Below are 15,883 nucleotides of genomic sequence, written 5' to 3'. Positions count from 1 at the left end.
ACATGCGCTGACGCCGCATCGCGTAATCGCCGGCATTCATGCTCAATCGCAATCGCCTGAAAGGTACTGCCTGCCGTTACAGGTGATTTCGACTTCGTCCCCGCTTGCCTCGGCGACGAGCCCGCAAGCCAGCAATTCAGCGGTTACGGTCTGTGGGAATCGCGGCGGCGGCTGACCCACGCCGACCTCGTTCAAGCGGCGCAACGCTTCGATCGCTTCGGGACTCAATGACTTCGACATGGCTGCCTCCGTCGATATGGCTAAATTCATCCTAGCAAGTTTCGAGAGCGAATGCAGTCGCATTGGTGCATCGTCATGGCCGAATGGCTTTGCGCGTGAATTTTCGCCGGCAAGCCGGGTCTATCCCGAACTCACGCAATCCGACCGGCTGCGAAGCACGCACAAGGAGAAGGAGATGAAGCGAAGCACTCTGACAGCTCTGTCCGCAGTCGCCGCACTGGCAGCGATGTGTGTAGGCGAAACGGCGCCGTGGGCAGGAACGGCCAAAGCGGCCGAAGCGGCGCAAGCCGGATCAACGGATTCCAAAGGCTCCGCTGCGCCGGCAAAGCAGCCGGCGGCGCCGGGCGACGCCGCGTCGTCGATGGCGAAGCCGCCCGAGGCGGCCTCCGGCTCGACCGGATCGAGCAACCCGGACAACATGCCGATCAAGCGTCCGCGCAAGCCGACCAACGACAAGATGATGCACGAGCCGCCCGCGAGCGGCGCGAACGCGAAATAGCGCGGCGCTTACAGGCGCGCGATCGAGACCTCCGTCGACTTGACGAGCGCGACGACTTCCGAGCCGACCTGCAGGTCGAGTTCGTCGATCGAGCGCGTGGTGATCACAGAAGTCACGATGCCAAACGGCGTGTCGACATCGACTTCGGACACAACTGGTCCACGGATGATTTCCTTGACCTTGCCTCTGAACTGATTGCGTACGTTGATTGCGGAAATGCTCATTGCGAGTGACTCCAGGGAAGCGATTGAAAACAGTCAGTCAAGGAACGTCAGACAGCCCAGCGGACGTCTGTAGGCCGCCGGAAGCGGCCCTGGCTACGCGTGCCGCGTGCGTCTTCGGGCTGTCCGGACAATGCGTCGTCGTTTGGCGCATTTTTCAGAACGCGCTGCAGCACGTGTTCTTCGAGCGCGGCGAAGCCCGCCGACGCACGCGCTCGCGGGCGCGCGAGCGGCACCGGCTGATCCAGCGCGATGCGCCCTTCTTCGATCAAAAGGATGCGGTCGCCTAACGCGACGGCCTCGTGCACGTCGTGCGTGACGAGCAAGGCGGTGAACTTGTGCTCGCGCCACAGGCGCTCGATCAGCGAGTGCATTTCGATGCGCGTCAGTGCATCGAGCGCGCCGAGCGGCTCGTCGAGGAGCAGCAACTGCGGACGATGCACGAGCGCGCGCGCCAACGCGACACGCTGACGTTGACCACCGGACAGTTGCGCGGGCCAGTCGCCGGCACGCTCCAGCAATCCAACTTCGGCCAGCACCGCACGCGCGTCTTCCCGCGCGCTGCGGGGCAGTCCGAGCATCACGTTCTGCAACACGCTCTTCCACGGCAACAGGCGTGCGTCCTGAAACATGATGCGAGTGTCGAGCGGCAGGCCGTCTTCGGCACGCTTTTCGAGCACGCCCGCCGTGGTCTTCTCCAGACCGGCGACGAGACGCAGCAACGTCGATTTCCCACAACCGCTACGGCCGACAATCGCGACGAAACTGCCGCGCTCGATCGACAGGTCGAAGTCCGTCAGCACCTTGCGCTCGCCATACTGCTTGCCGACGCCGCGCAACCGGACCGAATAGTCGGCCGCGTTGTTCTCGCGACGTGGACCGTTTGGTTCGCCCGCCGCGCTCGCGTCGCGCACATAGCCGTGGGCTGTGTCGCGTTGCTGCGAGTCCGCGGCCAGGCCGGCGTCGCGATCGGCGATGCGCGCCTGCGCCAGTTCCGCTTCGAGATCGCTGCCCGCGATGCCGCCGAACGACGACGAAAATGTCGTTGCGCTCATGCCTTGCCTCCCCGTTGATAAGCCGGATGCCAACGCAGCGACATGCGCTCCAGGCTTTTTGCCAGCACGTCGGCGACCTTGCCGAGCGCCGCGTACAGCAGAATGCCGACCACGACGACATCGGTTTGCAAAAATTCGCGAGCATTCATCGTCATGTAACCGATGCCCGACTGCGCGGAAATCGTCTCTGCGACGATCAGCGTCACCCACATCAGCCCAAACGCGAAGCGCACACCGACGAGAATGGACGGCAAGGCGCCGGGCAGGATCACATGGCGATAAAGTGCGAAACCCTTCACGCCGTAGCTGCGCGCCATCTCGATGAGATTGGAATCAACCGAACGGATGCCGTGAAACGTGTTCACGTAGACGGGGAAAAACACACCCAGCGCTACGAGAAACACCTTCGCCTGCTCCTCGATGCCGAACCACAGGATCACGAGCGGGATCATCGCGAGCGCCGGGATATTGCGGATCATCTGCACCGTCGAATCGAGTGCGATTTCGACCGGCTTGAAGAGCCCCGTCGCGAGTCCGAGCACGAGACCGATCCCACCGCCGATCGCGAATCCAGACACCGCGCGCCACGTGCTGACCTTCACGTCCGCCCACATCTCGCCCGACTGGATCAGCGACCACGCGGCCTTCACGACGGCGAGCGGTTCGGGCAGAACGCGCGTCGACAGCACGCCGCTGCGCGCGGCGGTTTCCCATGCGAGGAGAATCAGAAGCGGTGCGACCCACGGCGCGAGCGACGCGCCGACTTGCCGTAACGACCCGACAGCGGACGCCAGCGCGGAACCAAAACCGGCGCCGCCGCGCGCGCTCGCGTCCCGATCCGCACTTACAGTAGATTGAGCCATGGTTACTTCCCTCATTGCGTGTCGAAGATGCCGTACCGATGCGGGCGACGCTCAGCTCGCGCTCGCCGCCTTCGGCAAATAGTTGTTGCCGACAATCTCGCCGAAGGGTCCCGACAACGGTCCACTCGACGTCTTGCTCTGCCGGTTCGGCAGCAGCGGGAACACGAGTTCGGCAAAACGATACGACTCTTCGAGATGCGGATAGCCGGACAGGATGAACGTCTCGATACCGAGGTCCGCGTACTCCTTCATGCGCGCCGCCACCTGCTCCGGGTTGCCGACGAGCGCGGTGCCCGCGCCGCCTCGCACGAGACCCACGCCGGCCCATAGATTCGGATAGACCTCGAGTTCGGCGCGCCCACCCCTTTTGCCGCCGTGCAGCGCGGCCATGCGGCGCTGGCCTTCGGAATCCATCTTCGAAAACGATGCTTGCGCACGCGCGATGGTTTCGTCGTCCAGCTTGCTGATCAGCTTGTCGGCTGCGGCCCATGCTTCTTCTTCGGTCTCGCGCACGATCACGTGCAGGCGAATGCCGAACCGGATCGTGCGGCCGTGCGCGGCGGCGCGGGCCCGAATATCGGCGATCTTCCTTGCAACTGCGGCGGGCGGCTCGCCCCAGGTCAGATAGGTGTCGATATGCTCGCCCGCCATGTCGTGCGCGGCGGGCGACGAACCGCCGAACCACAGCGGCGGATGCGGCTTCTGCACCGGCGGATACAAGGCCTTGCCGCCCTTCGACTTCAGATGCTTGCCGTCGAAGTCGATCGCGTCGTTCGTATGCGCGGCGCTCAGCAGCTTGCGCCAGATGTGCAGGAATTCATCGGTGATCTCGTAGCGCGTGTCGTGATCGACGAACACACCATCGCCCTCGAGCTCGGCCGCGTCGCCCCCCGTCACCACATTGATTAGCAGGCGCCCGTTCGACAGACGGTCGAACGTGGCCGCCATGCGTGCCGCAAGTCCCGGCGACGAAATGCCCGGCCGGATCGCGACGAGAAACTTCAGGCGCTTCGTCGCGGCGATGAGGCTCGATGCAACGACCCATGCGTCCTCGCACGAACGGCCGGTCGGCAGCAGCACGCCCTCGTAGCCGAGCGTATCGGCGGCGACAGCGATCTGCTGGAAGTAGTCGTAATCGGCTGCACGCGCGCCTTGCGACGTACCGAGATAGCGGCTGTCGCCATGAGTCGGAATGAACCAGAACACATTCATTTACTGCTCCCTGCGAATTCAAAACTGGATTGAATAAAGACGGTGCATGCCGCGCGGCAAAACCACACGCCGGCGCAGGCGCGGGCCGCGCGCATACAGCCGGTCATCGGAGATGAGCCGGGCGATGCATCGCTAAAGAACGGAAGATGCGGTATCGACGCTAAGGGCGACGGCGGCAAGCGCCGTCTACATGGAGAAAGAGTCTATGGAGCGGAGCGCGGCTTTTGAACGATTTTTTTGAGCTTAGGTTTTCCACTTCCGTGATTAGCCCGACGCTAAAGCATACGAACGCGACGCTTCGCGCAACCGGAAAAGGCGTCACCGCTGGCTATAATGGCGCACGTTTCCAATAATCCGGTGCGGGCAACGCGAACCACGCGCCTGTACCCTGGCGGTGCAATGCATGCAAAAACTCATCCTGCCGTTCGTCGCCGGTTTTCTGGCTTCTCTGTTCTTCCATGAATCGACGCTGGCGCTGCTGAATGCAGCCGGTGTTATCGACAAAAGCGGTTTTTCGACTGCCCCGTTTCTACCGCTCGGCCTGCCCGAGTTCATTGCTAACGCAATCTGGAGCGCGTTCTGGGCCGTACTCATGGCGTGGCTCTTGCGCGTGGCTCCCGAGCGACGCGCGCCGTGGCTGCCCGCGTTCGTGTTCGGCGGCATCGTGTTGACGGCGGCGAGCGTGTTCGTCGTGGATCCGCTGCGCGGCATCTGGCCGAGCGGCAACATGCTGCCGCGCCTCGCCATGGGCTTCGCCGCGAACGCAATGTGGGGCTGGGGCGCGCTCGTCTTCATGCGCGCCTTCATGGCGAGCGAAGAGGTGGATTGAGTCGGCCAGGGCGGTTCGTCGCGTCCGCCCGCGCCTTAACCGTGCAGATCCCGCAACGGATGTTCGTTGGCCGGCCACGGGCTTTCGAACATTTTCGCGACATCGGCGGCGCTCACGTCCTCAATGCGCGCGAAGCGCCAGTGCGGTGCGTTGTCCTTGTCGATAATGCGCGCGCGAATCCCTTCCACCGCGTCGCCTTGCAGGAAACTCGAACGCGTGAGATCGAGATCGCCGCGCAGCACTTCGGCCATCGAGCCTTCCGCGCGCGTCACCACCTCCAGCGAAACGGCCATGGAAAGCGGTGAGCGCTCCCGCAACACGGCAATGGTCTGCTCGGCCCAATCGGCGGTATCGCGATCGCACTTCTGCTGAAGCGAGGTGAGAATGCGCGGCACGTCGGGAAGCGCAAAATGCCGGTCGATCAAGCGCCGCGCGCGGGCAAGCGGCGACTGCTCCGGCTGCGGCGCGACCTGATAAGCGCGGCTTTCCCGCTCGACGCACGCAACGACGTCCGCGCCGCGCTCGAACAGTTCGCTGCGCAAGATGTCGATGAGCGCGGGCAGCGCGGCATCGTCGATATAGAGATCGGCGAGGCCGGCGTACAACGCGTCGGCAGCGCCTATCGCTTCGCCGGTCACCGCGAGATAGCGGCCGATCGCGCCGGGCGTGCGGGCAAGAAACCAGCTAGCGCCGACATCCGGGAATAGGCCGATGCGCGTTTCCGGCATCGCCATTTTTGTCGACTGGGTAACGACGCGCAGGCCGCCGGTACGATGCGCGCCCTGCGAGATGCCCATGCCGCCGCCCATCACCACACCGTTCGTCAACGCGATGTACGGCTTCGGGTAAGTGAAGATTGCGTGATTGAGCCGGTATTCCTCGATGAAAAACGCGTCGCGCGCTTCGTGTTCGCCACGCTTCGCCGACTCGTAGAGGAAGCGGATATCGCCGCCCGCGCAGAACGCGCGAGGATGCTGGCTGCGCACGACGACCGCAAGCACATCGGGATTTTCGCGCCAGTCGTCGAGCGCGGCGTGGATCGCTCGGATCATGCCGAGCGACAGCGCGTTCAGCGCCTTCGGCCTTTCAAGCTCGATGAAACCGATGCAGTTGGCTACGTAAGTCGCGACTTCGTCGCTAGCTTCGGGCGAGGCGGAAAGAGACATGAAAGACAACGCACGGCGGCGCAAAGACGTGGAAACCCAACGTTATCACGGCCCGCGACTCGGGGTCGGTTTGGGGGGCAAGGCGCAGCCTTGCGCGACTTCGGGTGGGAACGTCGCCAAGGTAGGCGGTGACTCGTTGCCTAACGCGCCTTTTTCGTTGCGCGGCGCCGGGTAGCCGCGGGTTCTGCTCCCACGCCGCCTTGCACCTCTGCTTGCGCCTCTCCTTGCCCTTTGACTTGCGCATTGTCCTGCGACGAACTTTGCGCGCCCGCGGCACCGGTCCTCTTCCGGCGAGACACCGCCCCGTTAGCGTTCGAGCTTGCGATGCCAACTGGATCTGCATCCGCAGCGACACCGCCCGCCCCAAGCCAGGTGTCCATTGCGATTCCCACAACGGTGTCGAGTGGCGCCGACGGAAAAACCGGGCACGTCAGATGAAGCGCGACGATGCCATGCAACGTCGCCCAGAAAGCGTCGGCCCAGACCCTCGGATCCACCGATGCAGCAAGACGCCCCGCCGCTTTCAGTTCGTCGAGTGCGGAAATCATGAATTGCAAGGCCGCGGCGCCCGGATCGTCTTCCGTGCCGGGCTGCTCCGACTGAGCCCGCGTTTGCGCCTCGCTTCCAATTGACGGGTCGGACTTCGACGGGCCGGACACCGCTGCGGCCGCCTTCGCACCGAGCGCCGCGCCGGTATAGCTTGGATCTTCCATGAAGATCAACCGGTACGTTTCCCGATGAGCGACACCAAAGGCGACATAAGCGCGCCCCATTCCCTTGAGCCGTTCAGCCGGGTCGGCAATGCCCGCGAGCGGCTCGAAGGTCTGCAGCAACTGCGCATAGCCTTCCTCGCACAGCGCCCGGGCGATCTCGTCGCGGCTCGCGAAGTGCAAATACAGCGCGGCGGGCGAATACTCGATCGCTTCGGCGATCTTCCGCATTGAGAGCGCGGCAAAGCCTTCACGCATCACGATATGTCGTGCGGCTGCAAGGATGCGTTCCCGCAACGCCTGCTTCTCCCGATTCTTTCTTTCAGCGATTCCCATGCGAGGCATTTTCCAGTTGACAAACTGAAAAGTCAAATTAAACTGAACACCGTTCACTGAACACTGTTCACAAAACATTGACCAATCAACAGCTGGCGTGCATCGAGGCGCGCCGCGTCACTTGGAAGGTACCGTCATGCACAACGAAGGAAAGGTCGGCCTGTTCGGAGCTGCCGGCGCCGCCGGCCGGATCATCGCGGCATCGCTTGGCGCGGCAGGCCGCGACTACCGCGTCGTCGGCAGGTCGCGGGAAGCGCTGGTCGCCGCTTTTGGCCACGATCCGCACGCGGAGATCGTCACGTGGGATCCGGACGATCCGGCTTCTATCAGCGCCGCGGCAGAGGGGCTGCAGAGCGTCGTCTATCTGGTCGGCGTGCCCTACGACCGCTTCGCCGAGCACCCGCCGCTAATGCAGAAAACGCTCGCAGGCATCACGGCAGCGGGCGTGGAACGCTTCATTCTGATCGGCACCGTCTATCCCTACGGTCGTGCGGGCAGCAATCCGATCGCTGAGGACCATCCTCGCGAGCCGCACACGTTCAAGGGGAAAATGCGGCTCGCCCAGGAAAATCTGGTGTTGCAGGCGCACGGAAAGAACGGACTGTCGACGCTGGTACTGCGGCTACCGGATTTCTACGGCCCGGGCATCGAGCGCAGTCTGCTCAACGGCGTATTCGAAGCTGCCGCAAATGGAAAGCGCGCGCAGATGATCGGTCCCGTCGATGTGTCGCACGAATTCATTTATCTGCCGGATATCGGAGCCGTGGTCGAGACGCTTACACGCACGCCCGAAGCGTATGGGCGCTGGTGGCACCTTGCCGGCGCGGGCACCATCACGCAGCGGGAAGTGGCACGACAGGCTTATGCACTGGCAGGCGGCCAGCCGAGGCTGATGGTGGCCGGAAAGACGATGCTGCGCGTGCTCGGCCTCTTCAATCCGCTGATGCGTGAGCTGGTCGAGATGAATTACCTGATGACCGAACCGATCGTGCTCGACGACTCTGCGTTGACGAAGCTGATCGGTCCGATCGCGAAGACGTCTTACGAGGAAGGCATCCGCCAGTGCATGGCCGCCGCGCTCGGTTCTGCTCAGCCTAGCGAGCCGCGTTCCCAGGCGGAAAGTGCCCGCTCTTGAGCAGCACAGGCGTGCCGTTACTGATCTGCAAGTGTTCGCGCGCCACGGCTTCTATGCGCGGGCGTCCGGCGTCGAATGCGCGCATCCAGCCTTCCAGGTCTTCGGAATGTGCGCCGAAGTGATCTTCTAGCGCCTCGACAGAGATTGCGCACGGTACGGGCTCACCGTCCACCAGCGCGGGAAAGACAACGGTCAGATTGGAATCGCGGTAGGCTGGCGCGCCCTCGGGAAACCTGATTTCCATGGTCGCCTCATCAGAAGTATCCGGCACACAACCGGAGCCCGCGAGAACCGGCCGGCCCCGGACGACCTGAATATGGTACTCGCGCGGCCGGACCGAGGTCCACCCCGCCGAGGCGCCGGAATCGCGAGATGCGTCGGCATGAGTTCGCGCGCGGGCTTGCCCGTCAGGTGCCCTCATGACCTACCTCGAAGCAGACGTTCGCCGGTCATGACTGGCCTCCCAGCAGACGGTCGACGTAATTGCGCGCGGCCTGTTCAACGTACGCGAGCGCCTCTTCTTCGCTGCCGAACCGTTGCTGATCGCCGAGATCCAGTAGTGTCTCGATCCGGTGAGCATCGTCCGGACCAAGCTGGGCCAGGCTGACCGAGCCGACGTAGGTGCCGGCGGTGCCGGCGGTGCCGGCGGTGCTGTCGGTGCTGTCGGTGCTGTCGGTGCCCTGGTCGCTGGACGCCGGCACGAGGCGCGCGGCGGCACTGATGTAGTAGCCGCGGTAAGGGCCGCTGACCCGTTCAGCCATGTTCGTTCTCCTCGTTGCAATAGATCAGGTAAGGCGCGCGGCGATCGAATAAGTTCTGTACGTTTTCACGGTTGCACTTGTCGGATCCGTCGAGGTCGAACCGACTTTACGGCACGTTCCGTGCTGTTGCAGTGCCTCCATTTCGAGTTCAGCGAGCGCAATATGGGAAAATATTTTCTGCAAGATCACGAACTGCCCGAGCCGGATGCGGCGAACAAATGGTTTGCGTATGCCGAAAGCCATGATATCGACATCGCAAAAGCCATCAGCATCTGGGAAGACGCGGCCACTGAAAGCGGCGCCGAAAGCCGCCGCCTCGTCAGCGCGGCGGGCATTACTGTCGAAACGCCCTGAGCTTGCGCCTGCGCGCGGCAAGCCAACCGATCAAAGGAAACAATCACGATGCATTTCATGACGCAACGGCCGGGCCGAAGTCATTCGCCGCGCGGTAACGCGCGGGCTCTGCTGCGCCACACGTCCCTTCTTCTTGCATTCCCAGTGGCAGTTGCGCTGGGCGCGGGCCTGGCGGGGTGTGCGTCGTCGAACACGACGTCCCTCATCAATCTGCCGAACGGCCAGACCGGCTTCGCGGTCAATTGCAGCGGCGCCGACGCCGGTTCGAGCTGGGCCTCGTGCTATGTACAGGCGGGCAAGGCGTGCGGCGCGACCGGCTATGACATCGTGTCGAAAGACAACGACGAAGGCGGGACCGCGGGCGGCAGCGTGACGAACGTCGTGTCGGCCAACGTCAAGAACCGCTCGATGATCGTGCGCTGCAAGTAGGAGCTGACGTCACCAGCAAGCCCGACGAAACCCGATCCAATGTACAACGGATCCAGCCAGAGCCTTGGCGGTGACTCGGGCGCGCGCTTCAATGTGCCTGCATCTTCGAGAACATGTTCAGCACGGTGACGCCGGCAATGATCAGCCCGAGCCCGATGACGGCCGGCACATCGGGCACTTGCCCGTACAGCAGCAGCGCGACGAGCGTAATCAGCACGATGCCCGCGCCCGACCACACGGCGTAGACGATGCCGACCGGAATGCTCCTGAGTGTTAGCGACAGGCAGTAGAAGGCGACTCCGTAGCCGAGTACCACCACCGCCGACGGCACGAGCCGCGAGAAACCGTCCGACGCTCGCATGGCGGAAGTGGCAATCACCTCGGCCACGATCGCGATACCAAGCAATGCATAAGGCGGCAGCCGCATCGGCTCAGACCTTTGCAAGCGCGAGCTTGCTGTAGTCGTGACCGAGGTGCGCGCAAAGGGCTTCCACTACGAACTCATGATCGGCACGCTGGGGCAAGCCGGACACCGTGACCGAACCGATCACGCCCGAGCCCGCGACCGTCAACGGGAACGCGCCGCCGTGCGACGCATATTCGGTGGCGGGCAGACCATGCTTGTCCGCGAGCGTGCTGCCGGCCTGCTGCATTTTCAGGCCGATCGCATACGAGCTGCGCCGGAAATGCGCGACCGTGTTGCCCTTGCGGCGTGCCCAATCGACGTTGTCCGGCGTCGCGCCGTCGAGCAGGCTGAAGAACAGAGGCTGACCGAACGTGCGCACGTCGATGGCGGCAGGAATGCCGCGCGCTTTCGCGACTTCATGCAGATAGGCGCCGATTTGCCATGCGCGGTCAGCATCGAATTGGGGGAACACGAGCGCGTGTTCCTGAGCGGCAATGATCTGCAGGTCGTGAGCGATGTCCATGAAGTTCCAGGAGCAAGTGTGAGTGCGGGCTCGCCGTCGTGCATTCGCGACCGACTCGGTGTGGATTCGTCGTGAGTCTCATTCGTCGTAAGTCTCGCGCAAATGACATGACGGCGCGCCGGGAAATTCCGATTCTATCGCAGCGTCTTGCAGCGGCCTGGCGCGATGCGACGCCGCCCACGCATCGCGCGACCTTTCGCTTAAAGGCGCACGATGAGTGCGAGTGATTGCCCGAAGCCGCAAGCGGGAAGCCGCCTGCTAAACGACTAGCGCGTCGCCTATTGCATCGTCCTCTGATCTGGTCTATAATCTTTTCTTCGACGGACGCGGGGTGGAGCAGTCTGGCAGCTCGTCGGGCTCATAACCCGAAGGTCGTAGGTTCAAATCCTACCCCCGCAACCAAAAGCTGGAACGTCGAAAACAACATTGAAGGCTTGCCAAACCGGCAGGCCTTTTTTGTTTTGCGCGGCCGTTTTTTCGCGTCGATATTTCTGGCATGGGTCGATGCCCGGTGGATGCCCCATGATCTGCGTGATCAAGCACACGCATACGCCGCGCATAAGCGCACGCACGCCCCCTCACGCCGCCCGCTCGCCGGCGCCGCCCTCATCACGCGTCACCATCTCTGCGCACGGTAAAACGCCGCCCCAGTGATAAACTCCTAGCACTCTTTCTCGTGCCCTTCCTATGAAATTCTGTTCTGTCTGCGGCCACGGCGTCAGCCTGAGCATTCCGCCGGGCGACAACCGCGAGCGCTTCGTATGCGGCAGTTGCGGCACGGTGCACTATCAGAATCCGCGCAACGTCGTCGGCACCGTTCCGGTATGGGACGACAAGGTGCTGCTATGCCGCCGCGCGATCGAACCGCGCTACGGCTACTGGACGCTGCCTGCAGGCTTCATGGAAATGGGCGAGACAACGGCGGAAGCCGCTTCGCGCGAAACGCTCGAAGAAGCCGGCGCGCGCGTGGAGGTACAGAACCTCTTCTCGCTGCTGAACGTGCCGCATGTGCATCAGGTGCATCTTTTCTACATGGCGCGCCTGCTCGATCTGGACATTGCCGCGGGCGAGGAGAGTCTCGAAGTCAAGCTCTTCGAGGAAAGCGACATTCCGTGGGACGAGATTGCGTTTCCCACCGTCGGACAAACGCTGCGCTTCTTTTTTGCCGACCGCGCGGCCGGCAGCTTCGGCCTGCATACGGGCGACATCTTCCGCTCGCTGCGCGAAGGCTGAGCGGCGCGCATGGTTCCCTGGCTCGGACCCGACGATCCGTTTCCGCCCGTCGAGCGCGCGCTCGGCGCGGCAAGCGGCGCTCCGGGCCTGCTTGCCGCAAGCGGCGATCTGCTGCCGTCACGCCTGATCGACGCGTACCGTCACGGCATCTTCCCGTGGTATTCGGACGGCCAGCCCGTGTTGTGGTGGAGCCCCGACCCCCGCATGGTCCTGCGTCCGGCCGAGTTCAAGATATCGCCGTCGCTGCGTAAAACGCTCAAGCGCGTGCTGCGCGACGACGCATGGGAAATCCGCGTCGACCAGGATTTCGCTGCCGTGATGCGCGCCTGCGCGGAGGCGCCGCGGCGTGGCCAGCGCGGCACCTGGATTACTGCGGACGTAGTGGAAGCCTATTCGTCGCTGCATCGCGTGGGAGACGCGCACAGCATCGAAACATGGTTCGAAGGCGAGCGCGTGGGCGGCTTGTACGGCGTCTCGTTCGGCAAGATGTTCTTCGGCGAATCCATGTTCGCCAACGTCACGGACGCCTCGAAAATGGCGCTGGCCGCGCTTGTCGGGCACTTGCGCCGTCACGAAATAGAAATGATAGACTGCCAGCAGAACACGTCGCATCTGGCGTCGCTCGGCGGTCGCGAGATAGCGCGCAAGGCATTCATCGCTCATGTTCGCGCGTCTGTCGACGCACCGCGCATTCCCTGGCGCTTCGACAAGACCGTGTTGCTCGATGTGCTCGCGCGAGCGGCGTAGGAAGAATCAGGCCGAATCCGGATCCGTTCAACGAAACGCGCGGATCACGTGCTGCACAATGAGCCGCACAATGAACTGCAACACGCTTTGCAAGAGATCTGCAAGACAAGTTGCAACGCACGCCGGGTTTGCATTACCAGAGATGCTTCGAGAGCTGCCAACGTGACTCATCCTAACGAGCTGCCTCTTTCTCCGCTTTCGGCGCTGCAATTTTATGCAACGGCGCCCTATCCATGCAGTTATCTCGACGGGCGTATCGCGCGCTCGCAAGTCGCGACGCCCAGTCACCTGATCAACTCGGACGTCTACACGGACCTCGTCAAGGCGGGTTTCCGGCGTTCGGGCGTGTTCACTTATCGACCCTATTGCGACGGTTGCCGCGCGTGCGTGCCGGTGCGCGTGCCGGTCGACAGATTCGAGCCGAACCGCACGCAGCGGCGCGTCTGGAAAAAGCATGGCGGCATGATCGCCACCGTCGCGCCGCTTCACTACGACGAGGAACACTACGCGCTCTATATGCGCTATCAGTCGGCGCGACATGCGGGCGGCGGCATGGACCGCGACAGCCGCGACCAGTACGAACAGTTTCTGCTGCAAAGCCGGATCAACTCGCGACTCGTCGAATTCCGGGAACCGCTGCCGGACAATCCCGAATCGCCTGGTCTTTTGCGCATGATCAGCATGATCGACATTCTCGGCGACGGGCTCTCGTCCGTGTACACGTTCTTCGAGCCGGGACTGCCGCATACGAGCTTCGGCACGTACAACATCTACTGGCAGATCGAGCAGGCGCGCAGCCTGAAGTTGCCGTATGTGTATCTTGGGTACTGGATTCGCGAGAGTCCGAAGATGGCCTACAAGGCCAACTTCCGGCCGCTCGAAGGTCTGGTTGACGGCGTGTGGCGGGTGCTCGATCCCGAAGGCGCAGATCTCCCGCAGGCCGACGCGGCGTCGAGGGGCAAACGCGGGCCGCTGCTGCCTTAGGTGCGGACTTAGCTGCCAACTTAGGTGCCAACTTAGCTGCCATCTTAGCTGCGGACTTAGCCGCGGCTTAGCTGCAGACGCAAGGAGAAGCGCGACGCCTGCCCCGCCTTATCTCATTGACACCGCAAAGCCGGTAAAATAGCGGGTTCCCATTTTTTGGCCGCCCGGCTCCGTCCTGTGTTCAGTTCCCTCTATCCGCTCATACGCGCCCAACTCTTTCGCATGGACGCGGAAGACGCTCATCACCTGACCTTGCGTGTGCTCGGCGCCGCGGGCCGCACCGGCCTCGCCGGCGCGCTCGCCGCGCGCGTGCCGGACGCGCCGCGCACGGTGATGGGGCTGACGTTCCGCAATCCCGTGGGGCTTGCAGCAGGGCTCGACAAGGACGGCGCGTCGATCGACGGGCTCGCCGCGCTCGGCTTCGGCTTTATCGAAGTGGGCACGGTCACGCCGCGCGCGCAGCCCGGCAATCCGCGGCCGCGCATGTTCCGCCTGCCCGAGGCGAATGCCGTGATCAACCGCATGGGCTTTAACAACGCGGGCGTCGACCAGTTCGTGAAAAACGTGCAGGCCGCGCGCTACCGCGGCATTCTCGGACTGAACATCGGCAAGAACGCCGACACACCGATCGAACGCGCCGCCGAAGACTACCTGTATTGCCTCGAACGCGTCTATCCGTTCGCGAGCTACGTGACGGTCAACATCTCGTCGCCGAATACGAAGAACCTGCGCCAGTTGCAAGGCGCGGGCGAACTCGACGCGCTGCTCGCGGCGCTCAAGGACAAGCAGCAGCGTCTCGCCGACATGCACGGCAAGCTGGTGCCGCTCGCGTTGAAGATCGCACCCGATCTCGACGACGAGCAGATCAAGTCGATCGCGGACACGTTGTTGCGCCACCGCTTCGAAGGCGTGATCGCGACCAACACCACGCTGTCGCGCACCGCCGTCGCAGGTATGCAATACGGCGACGAAGCCGGCGGCCTGTCGGGCAAGCCGGTGTTCGACGCGTCGAACGAAGTGATCCGCAAGCTGCGCGCCGAAGTCGGTGAGGCAGTGCCGATCATCGGCGTGGGCGGGATCTTTTCCGGCGACGATGCGCGCGCGAAACTCGCCGCCGGCGCCTCGCTCGTTCAGCTTTATACCGGCTTCATCTATCGGGGACCGGCGCTCGTCGCCGAATGCGTGCAGGCGCTTCGCTGACCCAAGGCACGCGAACGCAGGCACGCGAACCCACGCGTGCGGCGGCCGGGTAATACAGGCATGAACAAACGATATTTAGCGTTCGACAGTCTGCTTTGTTAAGCTTTCGTCCGCTAAAACGACATACGAACAAAAAGGAACACAATGCAACTCGGGTTGTTGAAGAAAATTTTCGTCGCCGCTCTGATCGGCGCTTCGTTCACCGCGGTCACGGCCCATGCCGACGACCTGCTGGATCAGGTCAAGCAGCGCGGCACGCTGCGCATCGGACTCGAAGGCACCTTCCCTCCGTTCAATTCAAAAGCGCCGTCGGGCGAACTGGTCGGCTATGACGTCGACATCGCCAAAGCAGTGGCGACGAAGCTCGGCGTGAAGCCGGAATTCGTCACGACCGAATGGAGCGGCATCATTGCGGGTCTTCAGGCCGGCAAGTTCGACGTGATCGTCAACCAGGTCGGGATTACGGATGCGCGCAAGCAGGCACTCGATTTCTCGCCCGCTTATACGTACTCGGCCGCGCAGCTGATCCAGCGTAAGGACGACACGCGTCAGTTCAAATCGCTCGACGATCTGAAGGGCAAGAAGCTCGGCGTCGGCCTTGGCACCAACTACATGGACATGGCGAAGTCGGTGCCAGGCATCGACGTGAAAACGTACCCGGGCGCACCCGAATATCTGCGCGATCTGGCGGCGGGCCGTCTCGACGCGGCGCTCAACGACCGTCTGATGCTCGCGTATCTGTTGAAGAATTCGCAGTTGCCGCTGCGCACCGGCGCGAATGTCGGCGCGGGCAACCCGTCGGGCATTCCGTTCAAAAAGAACAATCCGAAGTTCGCCAAAGCAATCGACGACGCGATGACGCAGCTCGAAGCGGACGGCACGTTCGCGAAGATCTCGGACAAGTGGTTCGGCATCGACGTGAGCAAGCCGATCAAGTAACCGGCTCTGCATGAAACGAAGGGCGGCTTCTCCGGAATGCC

Annotated in this window: 21 protein-coding genes and 1 tRNA gene; 11 read left to right on the top strand and 11 right to left on the bottom strand. The window is 63.2% G+C overall.

Features of this window, described 5'->3' with window-relative positions:
* Window positions 1-42: 42 nt before the first annotated feature.
* Complete coding sequence (locus J2W46_RS16030) at window positions 43-240, bottom strand: hypothetical protein (protein ID WP_087750954.1); 198 nt, start codon at window positions 238-240, stop codon at window positions 43-45.
* A gap of 175 nt (window positions 241-415) precedes the next feature.
* On the opposite strand from J2W46_RS16030, the gene J2W46_RS16025 reads away from it, so the two are divergent.
* Window positions 416-739: a hypothetical protein gene (locus tag J2W46_RS16025; protein ID WP_088174910.1), complete on the top strand. Its 324-nt coding sequence runs from the start codon at window positions 416-418 to the stop codon at window positions 737-739.
* Between the two features lie 8 nt (window positions 740-747).
* Here the strand turns inward: J2W46_RS16025 and J2W46_RS16020 are convergent, their stop codons facing one another.
* From J2W46_RS16020 to ssuD, 4 genes are read right to left on the bottom strand one after another with little or no spacing between them, the layout of a single operon-like run.
* Window positions 748-963 (bottom strand): TOBE domain-containing protein, encoded by a 216-nt coding sequence (locus J2W46_RS16020; RefSeq protein ID WP_020065782.1) that lies wholly within the window; start codon window positions 961-963, stop codon window positions 748-750.
* A gap of 47 nt (window positions 964-1,010) precedes the next feature.
* Complete coding sequence (locus tag J2W46_RS16015) at window positions 1,011-2,015, bottom strand: ATP-binding cassette domain-containing protein (RefSeq protein WP_310354964.1); 1,005 nt, start codon at window positions 2,013-2,015, stop codon at window positions 1,011-1,013.
* Window positions 2,012-2,878 (bottom strand): aliphatic sulfonate ABC transporter permease SsuC, encoded by an 867-nt coding sequence (gene ssuC, locus J2W46_RS16010; protein ID WP_310354963.1) that lies wholly within the window; start codon window positions 2,876-2,878, stop codon window positions 2,012-2,014. The genes J2W46_RS16015 and ssuC overlap by 4 nt, the downstream gene beginning before the upstream one ends.
* A gap of 51 nt (window positions 2,879-2,929) precedes the next feature.
* Entirely contained in the window at window positions 2,930-4,090 is a 1,161-nt protein-coding gene (gene ssuD, locus J2W46_RS16005; protein WP_310065312.1) for an FMNH2-dependent alkanesulfonate monooxygenase, read from the bottom strand.
* Window positions 4,091-4,493: 403 nt separating this feature from the next.
* Here ssuD and J2W46_RS16000 point away from each other — a divergent pair, with 403 nt between their 5' ends.
* The gene (locus J2W46_RS16000) at window positions 4,494-4,919 is read left to right on the top strand and encodes a hypothetical protein (protein WP_020065778.1); all 426 of its coding nucleotides are present in this window, start codon (window positions 4,494-4,496) and stop codon (window positions 4,917-4,919) included.
* 35 nt (window positions 4,920-4,954) lie between these two features.
* Here the strand turns inward: J2W46_RS16000 and J2W46_RS15995 are convergent, their stop codons facing one another.
* Together J2W46_RS15995 and J2W46_RS15990 are read right to left on the bottom strand one after the other, a co-directional pair.
* Window positions 4,955-6,085, bottom strand: a complete 1,131-nt coding sequence (locus J2W46_RS15995; protein WP_310354962.1) for an enoyl-CoA hydratase/isomerase family protein — start codon at window positions 6,083-6,085, stop codon at window positions 4,955-4,957.
* A 140-nt stretch (window positions 6,086-6,225) separates the two neighbouring features.
* On the bottom strand, window positions 6,226-7,131 hold the full coding sequence (locus tag J2W46_RS15990; protein ID WP_310354961.1) for a TetR/AcrR family transcriptional regulator: 906 nt from the start codon (window positions 7,129-7,131) through the stop codon (window positions 6,226-6,228).
* 136 nt (window positions 7,132-7,267) lie between these two features.
* Here J2W46_RS15990 and J2W46_RS15985 point away from each other — a divergent pair, with 136 nt between their 5' ends.
* Window positions 7,268-8,266, top strand: a complete 999-nt coding sequence (locus J2W46_RS15985) for an NAD-dependent epimerase/dehydratase family protein (RefSeq protein ID WP_310354958.1) — start codon at window positions 7,268-7,270, stop codon at window positions 8,264-8,266.
* Here J2W46_RS15985 and J2W46_RS15980 read toward each other — a convergent pair.
* On the bottom strand, window positions 8,226-8,510 hold the full coding sequence (locus J2W46_RS15980; RefSeq protein ID WP_020065774.1) for a DUF1488 family protein: 285 nt from the start codon (window positions 8,508-8,510) through the stop codon (window positions 8,226-8,228). The two genes, J2W46_RS15985 and J2W46_RS15980, sit on opposite strands and share 41 nt — an antisense overlap.
* A 205-nt stretch (window positions 8,511-8,715) precedes the next feature.
* Window positions 8,716-9,027, bottom strand: coding sequence for a hypothetical protein (locus J2W46_RS15975; RefSeq protein WP_310354956.1), 312 nt, complete (start codon window positions 9,025-9,027; stop codon window positions 8,716-8,718).
* Between the two features lie 162 nt (window positions 9,028-9,189).
* Here J2W46_RS15975 and J2W46_RS15970 point away from each other — a divergent pair, with 162 nt between their 5' ends.
* Together J2W46_RS15970 and J2W46_RS15965 are read left to right on the top strand one after the other, a co-directional pair.
* On the top strand, window positions 9,190-9,381 hold the full coding sequence (locus J2W46_RS15970) for a hypothetical protein (protein WP_027804272.1): 192 nt from the start codon (window positions 9,190-9,192) through the stop codon (window positions 9,379-9,381).
* 48 nt (window positions 9,382-9,429) lie between these two features.
* Window positions 9,430-9,810, top strand: coding sequence for a hypothetical protein (locus J2W46_RS15965; RefSeq protein ID WP_310354954.1), 381 nt, complete (start codon window positions 9,430-9,432; stop codon window positions 9,808-9,810).
* Window positions 9,811-9,898: 88 nt separating this feature from the next.
* Here the strand turns inward: J2W46_RS15965 and J2W46_RS15960 are convergent, their stop codons facing one another.
* The gene (locus J2W46_RS15960; RefSeq protein WP_087750944.1) at window positions 9,899-10,237 is read right to left on the bottom strand and encodes a DMT family transporter; all 339 of its coding nucleotides are present in this window, start codon (window positions 10,235-10,237) and stop codon (window positions 9,899-9,901) included.
* Window positions 10,238-10,241: 4 nt separating this feature from the next.
* Entirely contained in the window at window positions 10,242-10,739 is a 498-nt protein-coding gene (locus J2W46_RS15955) for a heme-degrading domain-containing protein (protein WP_310354953.1), read from the bottom strand.
* Between the two features lie 325 nt (window positions 10,740-11,064).
* On the opposite strand from J2W46_RS15955, the gene J2W46_RS15950 reads away from it, so the two are divergent.
* The 6 genes from J2W46_RS15950 to J2W46_RS15925 all read left to right on the top strand — a co-directional run bounded on the left by J2W46_RS15950 (window position 11,065) and on the right by J2W46_RS15925 (window position 15,842).
* Window positions 11,065-11,141: transfer RNA gene (locus J2W46_RS15950), tRNA-Met, on the top strand.
* A 285-nt stretch (window positions 11,142-11,426) separates the two neighbouring features.
* The gene (locus J2W46_RS15945; RefSeq protein WP_027804270.1) at window positions 11,427-11,972 is read left to right on the top strand and encodes an NUDIX hydrolase; all 546 of its coding nucleotides are present in this window, start codon (window positions 11,427-11,429) and stop codon (window positions 11,970-11,972) included.
* A 9-nt stretch (window positions 11,973-11,981) separates the two neighbouring features.
* Window positions 11,982-12,719: a leucyl/phenylalanyl-tRNA--protein transferase gene (gene aat / locus J2W46_RS15940; protein WP_310354951.1), complete on the top strand. Its 738-nt coding sequence runs from the start codon at window positions 11,982-11,984 to the stop codon at window positions 12,717-12,719.
* Between the two features lie 162 nt (window positions 12,720-12,881).
* Complete coding sequence (locus J2W46_RS15935) at window positions 12,882-13,703, top strand: arginyltransferase (RefSeq protein ID WP_020065764.1); 822 nt, start codon at window positions 12,882-12,884, stop codon at window positions 13,701-13,703.
* Between the two features lie 177 nt (window positions 13,704-13,880).
* Window positions 13,881-14,903 carry a quinone-dependent dihydroorotate dehydrogenase gene (locus J2W46_RS15930; RefSeq protein ID WP_087750943.1) on the top strand — a complete coding sequence of 341 codons (1,023 nt, stop codon included), beginning with the start codon at window positions 13,881-13,883 and terminating at the stop codon, window positions 14,901-14,903.
* Window positions 14,904-15,047: 144 nt separating this feature from the next.
* The gene (locus J2W46_RS15925) at window positions 15,048-15,842 is read left to right on the top strand and encodes a cystine ABC transporter substrate-binding protein (RefSeq protein ID WP_087750942.1); all 795 of its coding nucleotides are present in this window, start codon (window positions 15,048-15,050) and stop codon (window positions 15,840-15,842) included.
* The last annotated feature ends 41 nt before the right edge of the window (window positions 15,843-15,883 follow it).

Origin of the sequence: Paraburkholderia strydomiana, from assembly GCF_031456815.1 — a bacterium.
Lineage (GTDB): Bacteria > Pseudomonadota > Gammaproteobacteria > Burkholderiales > Burkholderiaceae > Paraburkholderia > Paraburkholderia caledonica.
Note: the sequence above shows the minus strand (reverse complement) of the source record. Positions and strands in the feature narration are given on the sequence as shown.

Excerpts from the sequence above, each read along its gene's own strand:
- J2W46_RS15970 (WP_027804272.1), top strand. The coding sequence starts at position 9,190 with ATGGGAAAATATTTTCTGCAAGATCACGAACTGCCCGAGCCGGATGCG.
- J2W46_RS15985 (WP_310354958.1), top strand. The coding sequence starts at position 7,268 with ATGCACAACGAAGGAAAGGTCGGCCTGTTCGGAGCTGCCGGCGCCGCC.
- J2W46_RS16000 (WP_020065778.1), top strand. The coding sequence starts at position 4,494 with ATGCAAAAACTCATCCTGCCGTTCGTCGCCGGTTTTCTGGCTTCTCTG.
- ssuD (WP_310065312.1), bottom strand. The coding sequence starts at position 4,090 with ATGAATGTGTTCTGGTTCATTCCGACTCATGGCGACAGCCGCTATCTC.
- J2W46_RS15960 (WP_087750944.1), bottom strand. The coding sequence starts at position 10,237 with ATGCGGCTGCCGCCTTATGCATTGCTTGGTATCGCGATCGTGGCCGAG.
- aat (WP_310354951.1), top strand. The coding sequence starts at position 11,982 with ATGGTTCCCTGGCTCGGACCCGACGATCCGTTTCCGCCCGTCGAGCGC.
- J2W46_RS16030 (WP_087750954.1), bottom strand. The coding sequence starts at position 240 with ATGTCGAAGTCATTGAGTCCCGAAGCGATCGAAGCGTTGCGCCGCTTG.
- J2W46_RS15980 (WP_020065774.1), bottom strand. The coding sequence starts at position 8,510 with ATGGAAATCAGGTTTCCCGAGGGCGCGCCAGCCTACCGCGATTCCAAT.
- J2W46_RS16025 (WP_088174910.1), top strand. The coding sequence starts at position 416 with ATGAAGCGAAGCACTCTGACAGCTCTGTCCGCAGTCGCCGCACTGGCA.
- J2W46_RS15925 (WP_087750942.1), top strand. The coding sequence starts at position 15,048 with ATGCAACTCGGGTTGTTGAAGAAAATTTTCGTCGCCGCTCTGATCGGC.
- J2W46_RS16020 (WP_020065782.1), bottom strand. The coding sequence starts at position 963 with ATGAGCATTTCCGCAATCAACGTACGCAATCAGTTCAGAGGCAAGGTC.
- J2W46_RS15990 (WP_310354961.1), bottom strand. The coding sequence starts at position 7,131 with ATGGGAATCGCTGAAAGAAAGAATCGGGAGAAGCAGGCGTTGCGGGAA.
- J2W46_RS15945 (WP_027804270.1), top strand. The coding sequence starts at position 11,427 with ATGAAATTCTGTTCTGTCTGCGGCCACGGCGTCAGCCTGAGCATTCCG.
- ssuC (WP_310354963.1), bottom strand. The coding sequence starts at position 2,878 with ATGGCTCAATCTACTGTAAGTGCGGATCGGGACGCGAGCGCGCGCGGC.
- J2W46_RS15955 (WP_310354953.1), bottom strand. The coding sequence starts at position 10,739 with ATGGACATCGCTCACGACCTGCAGATCATTGCCGCTCAGGAACACGCG.
- J2W46_RS15995 (WP_310354962.1), bottom strand. The coding sequence starts at position 6,085 with ATGTCTCTTTCCGCCTCGCCCGAAGCTAGCGACGAAGTCGCGACTTAC.
- J2W46_RS15965 (WP_310354954.1), top strand. The coding sequence starts at position 9,430 with ATGCATTTCATGACGCAACGGCCGGGCCGAAGTCATTCGCCGCGCGGT.
- J2W46_RS16015 (WP_310354964.1), bottom strand. The coding sequence starts at position 2,015 with ATGAGCGCAACGACATTTTCGTCGTCGTTCGGCGGCATCGCGGGCAGC.
- J2W46_RS15975 (WP_310354956.1), bottom strand. The coding sequence starts at position 9,027 with ATGGCTGAACGGGTCAGCGGCCCTTACCGCGGCTACTACATCAGTGCC.